Consider the following 9955-nt stretch of genomic DNA (forward strand, 5'->3'; position numbering starts at 1 on the left):
GAGGGGCGCGGCGGGGCCGAAGTGATCCGGTCCACGGGAAGGCTCCGGTCAAACGAACCCCGATGATCGCGCTCGCTCTGACGGACCAAACACGACGGCATCGGGGTGCTCCGTGGGTGCTCGGCGGCGGCGCGCTGGACCAGCTGGTGGGAACGACCAACTACCGACGTCCATACCGGACGATGCGACTGCTGTCGACAGCGCTGGAACCGCCTGCTGCTTCAGCGGCCACCGGGCTGCTGCGCACATCAAGACACCGCTGTCCGCACGGGCGACGGCGCTGCGTCTCGAGATCCGGGGCGACTGTCGGTGGCCCGGTGGTCGCCGGACCACCACTGGCTGGCAATCACCCGCCATCCTGATGATCTGAACTATCAGGGTTGGTCCTGGCTTGTTAGCGCACTGTTTCGGTGATGTAGAGCGTGCCCAGGATCACGGCGAGGAGGCCGAGGAGCAGCCGCAGGGCGGGTTCGGGGAGGTGGGGTTGGAGCCGGGCGCCGAGGTATCCGCCGATCAGGCCGCCCAGCCCGCACAGCAGGCCCAGCGACCAGTTGGGGGCGATGTCGCCGGTGGTGGTGAGGGAGAGCACGGTGTAGGCGAGCGCGCCGGCGATCGAGGTCAGAAATGTTGAGGCCAGCGCGGCCGGGGCGACGACGGCGACTGGGAGTCCGCGGCCGACCAGGATCGGGCCGAGCAGCGAGCCGCCGCCGATGCCGTAGATGCCGCCCACGATCCCGACCGTCACTGCGAGCAGGGTCACCCAGCGGCGGGACGGAGGCCGGCGCGGTGCGTTGCGGCCTGGCCGCAGGGTCCGGAGGCACAGCCACAGGCCCAGTGGCAGCAGCACCGCGGCGACCACCAGCCGGAAGAGCCGGGGTCCGGGGACAACGAACACCCGGATGAGGGCGCCGATGACCACTCCGGGCAGAGTGCCCAGCACGAGCAGGCGGGTCAGCGGCCCGGTGACGTGGCCGTGTCGCCAGTACCGGATCAGCGCCCCAGGGCCGGCCACGACGTTGTAGAGCAGGTTGGTGGGCGTTACCGCGGGGCTGGGCACCCCGAGCACGCTGAGCTGCACAGGTAGCAGGAACACCGCCCCGGACACCCCTACCGGCGCGGTCACCGCCGCGATCACCAGTCCGGCCAGGCATCCCAGAACCCCGGTCGACCACGTCATCGCCGCCACCGGGTGCTCATCGGATCAGTGTGTCGCAGTCGCGCTGTGACTTGATCAGGGCAGCGCCTCGACCTGTTCAGGATCCCAAGCCCAGCGCGCATGTTCGGGGCGATCCGTCGCTGATCACCAGTCGGCGCGCGGAACAGGTGGGGATGCGTGAAGACATCAGCCAGGCAATACGGATGCGCTGGCACGGTCGCCGGGGGTTCTCGGTCGTGGCGTCGTGTCACGGATGGGCTCGCTGTGCGGCTCCCGCCGAGCGGGAGTATCGCTGGGCCCAGATCGGTGCGTGCGGGTCGTTGGGTCTTGCCTGTGGCTTCCCGTGTGGGTGGGCGCGGTCAGGCGGCGTGGTGTTGGGGGTTGAGCGGGGTGGGGATGTGGGGTTGTGGTGCGGGGGTTGAGGGTGCGGCGGTGGGGAGGTGGAGTCGTTTGAGGGCGAGGGCGTTGAGGGCGACGATGATGCTGGAGCCGGACATGGACAGGGCGGCGATTTCGGGGCGGAGCATCAGTCCGAAGGCGGGTTCGAACACGCCGGCGGCGATGGGCAGGGCGATGGTGTTGTAGCCGATGGCCCAGCCGAGGTTTTGGCGCATCTTGCGCAGAGTGCCGCGGCCGATGAGCAGGGCGGTGGGCACGTCGAGCGGGTCGGAGCGCATGAGCACGACGTCGGCGGTTTCGATGGCGACGTCGGTGCCGGCGCCGATGGCGATGCCGAGGTCGGCTTGGGCCAGGGCGGGGGCGTCGTTGACGCCGTCGCCGACCATGGCGACCTTGCGGCCGTCGCGTTGGAGTTCGGCGATCTTGGTGGCCTTGTCGCCGGGGAGCACGTCGGCGATGACGGTGTCGATACCGAGCTGGTGGGCGATGCGGCGGGCGGTGGCCTGGTTGTCGCCGGTGAGCATGACCACTTCGATGCCCAGCTGGTGCAGGTGCGCGACCGCGGCGGCTGAGGTGTCGCGGGCGGCGTCGGCCAGACCGATGAGAGCCACAGCGCGGCCGTCGATGGCGACGAAGACCGCGGTGCGGCCGTCGGCGGCCAGTTGGTCGCGGCGGGCGGTGAGGGTGCCCAGGTCGGTGCGTTCGCGCTGCATCAGGCGCCGGTTGCCGATGGCGACGCGGTGTCCGTCGACCTGGGCGATGGCGCCGTGGCCGGGCACGTTTTCGAATCCGGTCGCCCGCACGCGTTCCACGCCACGAGCCTCGGCGTGGCGCACGATGGCTGCCGCGAGCGGGTGCTCGGATTCGCGCTCCACCGCGGCGACCAGCCGCAGCAGCTCGTCCTCGGTGATGGCGTCGGTGATCAGGTCGGTGACCTCGGGCTCGCCTCGGGTCAGCGTGCCGGTCTTGTCCATGACGACGACCTGGATGCGGGCGGCGGTTTCCAGAGCGATGGCGCTCTTGACCAGCACGCCGCGCTTGGCGCCCAACCCGGTGCCGACCATGATCGCGGTGGGGGTGGCCAGGCCCAGCGCGTCCGGGCAGGTGATCACCACGACGGTGATGGCGAACAGGATGGCGGTGGTGAACGGGCTACCGGCCAGCAGCCAGGCGGCCAGGGTGAGCCCACCGCCGATGAGGGCGACCAGGACCAGCCAGAACGCCGCGCGGTCGGCGAGGCGTTGGCCGGGTGCCTTGGAGTTCTGCGCCTGCTGGACCAGCTTGACGATCTGGGCCAGGGCGGTGTCGGAGCCGACCTTGGTGGCCCGCACCCGCAGGGTGCCGTCGGTGTTGATGGTCGCGCCGATCACGCCCGCGCCGGGCTGTTTGGGCACCGGCAGGCTCTCGCCGGTGACCATGGACTCGTCGACCTCGCTCTGCCCCACCTCGACGATGCCGTCCACGGCGATCTTGGTGCCCGGCCGGATCAGCAACAGGTCACCGACGACCACCTCGGCGGTGGGGATGTCCACCGGCTCGCCGTCGCGGATCACCACCGCCTGGGGCGGGGCGAGATCGAGCAGGGCGCGGATGGCGTCGTTGGTGCCGCCGCGGGCGCGCATCTCGAACCAATGTCCCAACAGGACGAATGCGGCCAGGACGGTGGCCGCCTCATAGAACACCTCGCCGCCACCGGTGACGGTGATGATCAGCGAGTACAGCCAACCGGCGCCGATCGCGACGGCGACCAGCACCATCATGTCCAGCGTGCGGGCCCGCAACGCGCGTACCGCACCGGCGAAGAAGATCCACGACGAGTAGCAGATCACCGGCAGGCTCAGCAGCAGCGCCCACACGTCCTGACGCAGCCCGAACGGAACCGGCGCATCCACGCCGAACACCTCGGTGCCGATCGGCGACCACAACACGATCGGGATGGAGAACAGCACCGCCACCAGGAACCGGTTGCGCATGTCAGCGGCCATCGCCGCCATCGACATCCCATCATGCCCACCGTGCCCGCCGTGGCCCATCTCCTCGGCGTGTTCGGCGTGCTTCTGGTCGGTGCCCGGCTCCTGCATCGGGTCGCAGATGTGCGACGGCACGGACTGCCCGGCGCAGTGGTAGCCGCACTCGGTCACCCAGCGCCGCAAGTCGACCAGCGACGTCTGATCGGGGTCGAACACCACGGTGGCCGTCTGCGCCACCGGGTTGACCTCCACCTCGTGCACCCCGGGCTGGCGGCCGAGCCGGGCGGCCACCACGTTCTGCTCCGAGGCCCACAGCAAGCCACGCACATCGACAACCGCAGTGCTCTGACCGGTGCCGTCCACGTCCCACCGCCTCCTTCGTCGACACCCACTATACCCCCCTGGGGTATATCCGCAATGGGATGGTTCGGGCCACGGACCGCCGCCAATACGGAGTCGTTCGGGTGCTATGCGGTCGGCAGCGTGGCGCGTCCGCCGGCGTCTACGAGTCCCGCGATGAACAGTCGTGTGCCGCGACGGCGCGCCGGTCACCCCGGCGCGGGCGCACCGACGGAGTCCATCCGGGCCGGCGCGGACTGCTCGGGTTCCGCAGGTCCGCGGCGGGCGAGCATCCCGGTAGGAGGCCGGCTACCGAGCCCGGATGACCGGTGGCCGGGTGTTGGGACACCCGGCTACCGGTCACGTCGCCGCCCGGGCGGTGGCTGAACGGGTTGGTTCAGCGCAGGCGCAGGACGTAGAGGCCGCTGTTCATGTCGGAGGCCAGGACCAGTCCCCCGTCCAGGGCGACGCCCCATACCTGGGCGCAGGGTTGGTCGCAGAAGAAGTCGGGGTTGATGTAGTCGGTGTCGGGGATGAACTGGGCCCGTAACGTCGGCCGGCCGGGGGCGGTGGAGCGGGCGGCCACGACACCGAAGGAGTACCAGGAGAAGAAGGTGGTGTTCCCCCGGACCTTCGGGTCGTGCACGGTGTCGGTTTCGAAGCCGTCGATGCTGAAGGTGGACAGTTGCCGCGGCTGGGAGGGTCGGGAGATGTCGTAGTAGACCGGTAGTCCGGCTTCGGTTTCGTGGGTCTCCACGAGCAGCCGGCCGTCGCGGGCGACGAAGCTGGAGTGGGTGGCGCCCTGGGTGGGTGTGGTCTTGCCCAGCAGGCGTGGCCGGGCCGGGGTGGAGATGTCCAGCATGACGGTTCCGAGGTCCCAATAGGACAGGTAGGCGCGCTGGAGGTTGTCGTCGACCCGTACGGAGTGCACGAAGTTGGACCGGCCGTCGGCGTTGGGTTTGACGCCCAGTTCCCGCCAGGCGCCCCACTCGCCGACGTCGGTGGGTCGGCGTGGATTGCTGACATCGACGATGCGGAAGTCCGCGCGGCCCGGCACGGTGGCATCGCCGGTGGCCGGGTCGAAGGTGGGTGAGGTGGTCAGCTCCGAGCGGATGATCGCGGTGTAGACGAACGCCTTGCCGTTGTTGGCGCCGAGCCAGATCTCGTGCGAGCCCCGGGTGCCCGGCGCGGCGTAGCGGGACAACTCGCGCGGGTGCCGCGGATCGGTCACGTCATAGACCCCGAAACCGCGAAACGCTGTGGTGTCGGTGCTGGAGCAGGCTTGGAAGGACACCGCGGCCAGCACGCCGCGGAAGGATCGGGTGTGCACCCGCTCGACGATCACCTTCTCGGTCCACGTCCCGGCCAGCGCCGGGTTGGACGCGGCGTCGGCGAAGGTGGAGACGTGGGCGGGATGCCGCGGATCGCGCAGGTCATAGACCCGGATCCCGTTGGACAGGCAGCCCTGGCCGATCCAGCTGCCGAGGTAGGCGAACCCGTCGAAGGCATACACGTCGCCGTTGGAGCCGGTGCCGGGGTTGGCCTGCCCCAGCAGCTCGAATCCCTGCTGGGTGGGCGTGGCCGGCCGGGGATGCACATGCCCTTCCGTGGGGTCGGGGTGTGCCGAGGCCACCCCCGGCAGGATCACCGCCGTGGCCATCGCCACCACACCCGCCCGTCGCAGCAGTCTGATCGTCACCATGCCTGTCACCCCTCGTTATCGCCTGGTGTGCGTCCAACCTAGGACCCGCCACGAGGGCCCACTACCGCCGATAGGAGGTGGCCGGCCACGCGACCTGACGCGCGGGTGGCACCCGGCGGCTTGAAGGCCGCTACCGTGACCAACGGCAACCGGCAAGCTATTGCGAATATCCGATAACGACCCGTGGCTGAGCATCCAAGTTGGCTCGGTATCCCGACGTGCCGGCTTGAGGTTGTCCGCGGTTGGTGTGCGGGTTGTCAGTAGGTTGCCTGGCATGCGTAGTGACGATCTTCCGGTCGAGGTCGTTCGGAGCGTGGAGCTGTTCCTGACGGCCGTGGACGAGTTGGCGCCGGGCTTGGTCACCGGCTTCTACCTGGTTGGATCGGTAGCCTTGGGCGACTTTCATCCCAGTGGCGCCGGTCGCGGCCGGCTCAGCACGGCTAGCGACATCGACTTCGTCGCGGTGACCGACCGCCGCCTGGAGCCCGAGTCTCGGGAGACGGCAGCGTTGGCCGAGGCGCACGCCCGCACCGTGGCCCGGTTCCCCCGGCCGCACTTCGATGGTGCGGTGCTCACCTGGAGCGGTCTTGCCGCCGGCCCAGACGGCTGTCCCGACGTTCCCTGCGCGCAGGAGAGCCGGTTCACACCGGCCGGACGGTCCGGTGGCAACCCGGTGATGTTCTGCGAGCTGGCCTGGCACGGGATCGCGGTGCGCGGGCCACAGCCGGCTGAGGTGGACCTCTGGGCCGACCAGGATGCCTTGCGCGCGTTCACCGTCGACAATCTGCGCACCTACTGGCGGCCGTGGTGGCAGCAGAAACGGCAGCGCAGCCCCCTATCCCTGGTCATCGGGCTCAGTGCGTGGTTCCCAGTGTGGGCCGTTCTCGGTGTGAGTCGGCTGCACCACCTGCTCGCCACCGGCACGATGACTTCCAAATGCGGTGCTGGCCGGTATGCCCAGAACGCGTTCGACCCGCGCTGGCAGCCCATCATCGCCGAAAGCCTGAGCCTGCGCACCGAGGGCGTCGAAGGCCGCCGGAGCTATCGCAACCCGCTGGCTCGTCGCCGCGACACTCTCGCGTTCCTGGACACCACCATCGACGCCGCGCTCGCGCTGCCAGCCAAGTCCTGACCGCACCACGCTCCGGACCAGTCTGTGTGGCGGGCTTCGGATCTCGAAACGGCCAGTTGACCGAGGACGGCACCCAGCATGCCCACTGTGAACCCGGATACCGGGGATGCTGTTGAGCTGGCCGAACTGCGTCAGTTCCTCCACGACTTGCTTGCCGCTGACCCGACCGGCTTGGCGAGTCGTTGAGCGGTCTCGCGGGAAGTCGCGCCAATGACCTCGTTGAGTTGCGCGCCGACCTCAACAGGTTCGTCTTCCTGCTCGGCGGCAGCGACGGCGAGGGCCTGTTCGGGCACGACTCCGAGCAGCGACTGGGTGCTCCTGGTCGTCCTCCAGTGATGCTGTCCTGGACGGCAGTGAGCGCGACGAACGCGCGGTCTGTGCCGAGTTGCCGGGTCGGTCCGGCGGGCGCGGGGACCTTGGCGAGGCGTTCGGCCAGTTCGGTGCGCGGGGGTCAGGGTGGGGGGCGAAGGCCGGCGAGGGTGAGGCCGACCAGGCGGCGGACCGCGGCCGCCGACCGCAGGCCACCGGCCGCTTCCAGCGCGTGCAGGCAGTAGCCCACCAACTCCTCGACCGCCATGTCCGCGCGGACCTCGCCGGCCGCCGCGGCCTCGGTCAGCAACTGTCGGACCATGGTGCGCAACCGTTGCTGCGCCGGCGCGAGGTGCTCGCCGCGGTGCAGCAACGCCGCGAGCTCACCGCCGTGCGGCTCGTGCCGGTGCCGATGCGTCCGCTGGTGCTGGATCAGCGCGTAGGCTTCCAGCACCGCCGCGAGCCGCTCGCCGGGTTCCCCGGGTCGGTCGCGGATCGCGGCGAGTTGCTCCAGATGCGCCTCGATCTGCCGTTCATGCCAGGCGTGCAGGATCGCATCCACGTCCGGGAAGTACTTGTACAGCGTGGCCCGCCCGATCCCGGTGCGCTCGGCGATCTGCGACATGGTCACCGCGCGCAGGCCCTGCTCGGCCACCAGCTGCGCGGCGGCGTCCAGGGTCGCGTCCATCACCGCCCGCCGGTGCGCCTCGATCGTCTCGGTCCACAGCTTGGGCACTAACCCATCATACACACCGACACCGATAGCGACGCTGCGTCTTGTAATAGACACAGTGTCTCGATAAAGTCCATCGGCCATGAGCGAGACACTGAACCGTCGCGGCGCCCTGGCGGTGTCGGCCACGGCGGGAATCGTCGGTCCTCTCCTGTTCGCCGCGGGTTTTCTCGTGCAGCCGGTGTTTCGCCGCGGTGAGTACAACGCCACCACGGAGGTGATCAGCGACCTGGAGGCCGGGCCCGGTGGCTGGGTGCAGCAGGTGAACTTCGTCGTGTTCGGGTTGCTCCTGATTGCCTTCGCCGTCGGGCTGCACCGGTGCCTGCGCCGGTCCCGGTGGGCGGTGGCGGGTCCGGCCATGCTCGCGGGCAACGGGGTGGGAATGGTGATCGCCGGCGTGTTTCCCATGCGCGAAGACGCCGCGGGACTCACCTACGACCCCACTGGCGTGCACACCATCAACGGCGCCATCTTCTTCCTGACCATCGGCGCCGGACTCATCGTCCTGTCCCGACGGCTGACCGGTGACCCGGGGTTTCGCGATCTGTCGGGCTATCTGCTCGCGACCGGCATCGCGCTGCTGGCCCTGTTCGTCGTGCTCAGTGTGCTGACCCGACCGGCCGAGGCGCCGCTGCACCCGTGGCTGGGCCTGGCCCAACGCATCGCGCTGGCCACCTGGCTGCTCGCCATCCTGCTGCTCGCGGCCAGACTGCGCCGCCAGGTGACATGATCCGAACACTATGATGTACTACGAGACATAGTGTTTCGATAAATCGTCGAGAGGTGATCCACGATGGCCGACCTGTCCAGCGATCCGCGCAGCCAGCCTGACGCCGATCCGCGGCCTGCCCGCGAGCCGACCACCGGGACACCGCCGAGGGTGCCTCGGTGGGTGGTGGTGTCCGGCATTGTGGTGGGCGTGTTGGTGCTGGTGTTCGTCGTGTTGCAGCTCACCGGTCTGGGCGGGGAGCACGGACCCGGTCGGCACCTGCCCGGCGGGGGCGGCCCGCCGGCCAGCGTCACCGGGGCGCACACGCCGCCCGCGGGGGGCCATTGATGGTGATGGCTCCGCGGCTGCGCAAGCTGGTGCTCACCGCCCACGTCGCCACCTCGGTGGGGTGGTTCGGCGCGGTCCTGGCCTACCTCGCGCTCGATCTCACGGCGGTCACCAGCCCGGATGTCGCGCTGGTGCGCGCGGCGTATCTGGCGATGGAGGTGGCGGTGTGGACGGTTATCCTCCCGCTGGCCCTGGCCTCGGTGCTCATCGCGATCGTCAACGCGCTGGGCACCACCTGGGGCTTGTTTCGGCACTACTGGGTCGTGGCCAAGCTCGTGCTCACCTTGTTCGCCACCACCATTCTGCTACTGGAGACCCGCACCATCAGCGCCTTGGCCGAGGCAGCCGGATCGGGTGCCGATCCCCGCGAACTTCCGGGCACGCTGCCGCACTCCCTCGGCGGCCTGGTCGTGCTGCTCAGCACGCTGATCCTGTCGGTCTACAAACCCCGCGGCCTGACCCGCCGCGGCTGGCGCACACAACAGCGAGCGCGGCCCCAGCCCCAGGTGGCACCCACGGAGTAGTGAGCCGTTCATGCTCGCCCACGACGTCGCCGTCCAGGTGAAGGTGTCGCGTGTGGACTCGGCGGACTCGAATCTGGGGGTAGCAGCGGACGAGGATGCGCCGGCCGGGATCTGCCTTGGACACCGCAGCCCGGCGCGGGACGGATGGTCGGCGCCACCGGCCAGCCGTCTCAGAGCAGGCGGTGGCAGGAGTGTCTCCTCGAGTCAGACCTCTCACATCGCTCCGTCGAACTCACTACTAATCTAGATAGCACTATGGTGTGTAGTAGATACCGTCCGTCCTCATGGGTGTTACGGCTCGCCGACCCCCGTTCATGGTGATCATGTGCTGGCGCCTGCATAGTCGGCTTGAGCTGGTCAGATATGGTCGTTGCGCGCCGGGTCTGGTACCTGACCAGGTCAGCGCCCTGCTGTCCGGATACCGTGGCGGCGTGCACGCCAGGTTGCGCAACGCCGTCGTGCGGTGGTTGCTGCTCGTCTCGGTCGCCCTCGGCGTCGTGGTCATGCACCACGTGACGGCCGCGGCCGGCCCGACCGTCCACACGGTGGCCACCGCGCCCATGACCGGGCTGCCGATGGATCCGCATCCCACCCCAGATCCGGGCCCCAAGCACGACGTGCTGCACCTGTGCAT

The 9955-nt window shown here is 69.6% G+C and carries 8 protein-coding genes and 1 pseudogene; 5 read left to right on the forward strand and 4 right to left on the reverse strand.

Annotated features, from left to right (window positions below; genetic code table 11):
- Positions 1 to 394 precede the first annotated feature (394 nt).
- The 3 genes from VFO68_RS34010 to VFO68_RS34020 form a co-directional block, all read right to left on the reverse strand.
- A complete protein-coding gene (locus VFO68_RS34010) occupies positions 395 to 1177 on the reverse strand; it encodes a sulfite exporter TauE/SafE family protein (protein ID WP_325162557.1) in 783 nt (260 codons plus the stop codon).
- 338 nt (positions 1178 to 1515) lie between these two features.
- Positions 1516 to 3852: a heavy metal translocating P-type ATPase gene (locus VFO68_RS34015; protein WP_325162550.1), complete on the reverse strand. Its 2337-nt coding sequence runs from the start codon at positions 3850 to 3852 to the stop codon at positions 1516 to 1518.
- Positions 3853 to 4261: 409 nt separating this feature from the next.
- On the reverse strand, positions 4262 to 5566 hold the full coding sequence (locus VFO68_RS34020; protein WP_325162551.1) for a hypothetical protein: 1305 nt from the start codon (positions 5564 to 5566) through the stop codon (positions 4262 to 4264).
- A 274-nt stretch (positions 5567 to 5840) separates the two neighbouring features.
- Here VFO68_RS34020 and VFO68_RS34025 point away from each other — a divergent pair, with 274 nt between their 5' ends.
- A complete protein-coding gene (locus tag VFO68_RS34025) occupies positions 5841 to 6698 on the forward strand; it encodes a hypothetical protein (RefSeq protein ID WP_325162552.1) in 858 nt (285 codons plus the stop codon).
- Positions 6699 to 7149: 451 nt separating this feature from the next.
- On the opposite strand, the gene VFO68_RS34030 is transcribed toward VFO68_RS34025, so the two are convergent.
- Positions 7150 to 7743, reverse strand: coding sequence for a TetR/AcrR family transcriptional regulator (locus VFO68_RS34030; protein WP_325162553.1), 594 nt, complete (start codon positions 7741 to 7743; stop codon positions 7150 to 7152).
- A 79-nt stretch (positions 7744 to 7822) separates the two neighbouring features.
- Here VFO68_RS34030 and VFO68_RS34035 point away from each other — a divergent pair, with 79 nt between their 5' ends.
- The 4 genes and pseudogenes from VFO68_RS34035 to VFO68_RS34050 form a co-directional block, all read left to right on the forward strand.
- Entirely contained in the window at positions 7823 to 8470 is a 648-nt protein-coding gene (locus VFO68_RS34035; RefSeq protein ID WP_325162554.1) for a DUF998 domain-containing protein, read from the forward strand.
- 63 nt (positions 8471 to 8533) lie between these two features.
- Positions 8534 to 8797, forward strand: coding sequence for a hypothetical protein (locus tag VFO68_RS34040; RefSeq protein ID WP_325162555.1), 264 nt, complete (start codon positions 8534 to 8536; stop codon positions 8795 to 8797).
- Positions 8797 to 9321 (forward strand): DUF2269 domain-containing protein, encoded by a 525-nt coding sequence (locus tag VFO68_RS34045; protein WP_325162556.1) that lies wholly within the window; start codon positions 8797 to 8799, stop codon positions 9319 to 9321. The genes VFO68_RS34040 and VFO68_RS34045 overlap by 1 nt, the downstream gene beginning before the upstream one ends.
- A gap of 431 nt (positions 9322 to 9752) precedes the next feature.
- Positions 9753 to 9955: pseudogene (locus VFO68_RS34050) on the forward strand (hypothetical protein); the annotation flags it as partial.

Source organism: Actinophytocola sp., assembly GCF_035712165.1.
Lineage (GTDB): Bacteria > Actinomycetota > Actinomycetes > Mycobacteriales > Pseudonocardiaceae > DASYTH01.

What these genes read in the sequence shown, in the direction of transcription:
- VFO68_RS34010 (WP_325162557.1), bottom strand. Translation starts at nt 1,177, where the DNA reads ATGACGTGGTCGACCGGGGTTCTGGGATGCCTGGCCGGACTGGTGATC.
- VFO68_RS34020 (WP_325162551.1), bottom strand. Translation starts at nt 5,566, where the DNA reads ATGGTGACGATCAGACTGCTGCGACGGGCGGGTGTGGTGGCGATGGCC.
- VFO68_RS34025 (WP_325162552.1), top strand. Translation starts at nt 5,841, where the DNA reads ATGCGTAGTGACGATCTTCCGGTCGAGGTCGTTCGGAGCGTGGAGCTG.
- VFO68_RS34035 (WP_325162554.1), top strand. Translation starts at nt 7,823, where the DNA reads ATGAGCGAGACACTGAACCGTCGCGGCGCCCTGGCGGTGTCGGCCACG.
- VFO68_RS34040 (WP_325162555.1), top strand. Translation starts at nt 8,534, where the DNA reads ATGGCCGACCTGTCCAGCGATCCGCGCAGCCAGCCTGACGCCGATCCG.
- VFO68_RS34045 (WP_325162556.1), top strand. Translation starts at nt 8,797, where the DNA reads ATGGTGATGGCTCCGCGGCTGCGCAAGCTGGTGCTCACCGCCCACGTC.